Source organism: Planctomonas deserti (genome assembly GCF_003067705.1).
Taxonomy (GTDB): domain Bacteria; phylum Actinomycetota; class Actinomycetes; order Actinomycetales; family Microbacteriaceae; genus Planctomonas; species Planctomonas deserti.
In genome coordinates this window covers 1-510 of the sequence record NZ_QANL01000233.1, presented here as the reverse complement: position 1 = coordinate 510, position 510 = coordinate 1, and the positions used below count along the sequence as shown (strand labels likewise).

The 510-nt window shown below is 71.8% G+C and carries 1 protein-coding gene; it reads left to right on the top strand.

Annotation, left to right across the window (positions count from 1 at the left end; translation table 11 throughout):
* On the top strand, positions 1–510 hold a 510-nt coding region (gene bioD / locus DAI20_RS20445), incomplete at both ends, for a dethiobiotin synthase (RefSeq protein ID WP_205781556.1).

The following is a 510-nucleotide window of genomic DNA, read 5'->3' as shown; positions in this document are numbered from 1 at the left end:
CGCTACGCTGCCGCCCGCCCTGTTCGTCACCGGCACCGATACCGAGATCGGCAAGACTGCGGCCAGCACCGCGCTGCTGCATGCGCTGCGTCGGCGCGGCCTGCGCGCGGTGGGCATGAAGCCGGTGGCCAGCGGCAGCGAAGACCTGGGGCAGGGCCTGCGCAACGAGGATGCGCTGGCCCTGCAGGCAGCCAGCTGGCCGGTGCCGGACTATGCCGACCTGAATCCGTACGCGCTGCGGCAGCCGCTGGCACCGGAGCTGGCTGCTGCCGAGGATGGCGTGCGGGTGGAGCTGGCGCCGATCGTGGCCGCGTTCGCGCGATTGCGCGCGCAGGCCGATGTCGTGGTGGTGGAGGGCGTTGGCGGTTGGCTGGCGCCGGTCTCGGCCACGCTCGACCAGCTCGACCTGGTGCGTGCATTGCATCTGCCGGTAGTACTTGTGGTCGGCATGCGGCTGGGCTGCGTCAACCACGCACGGCTGACTGCGCAGTCGCTGCAGGCCAGCGGCGT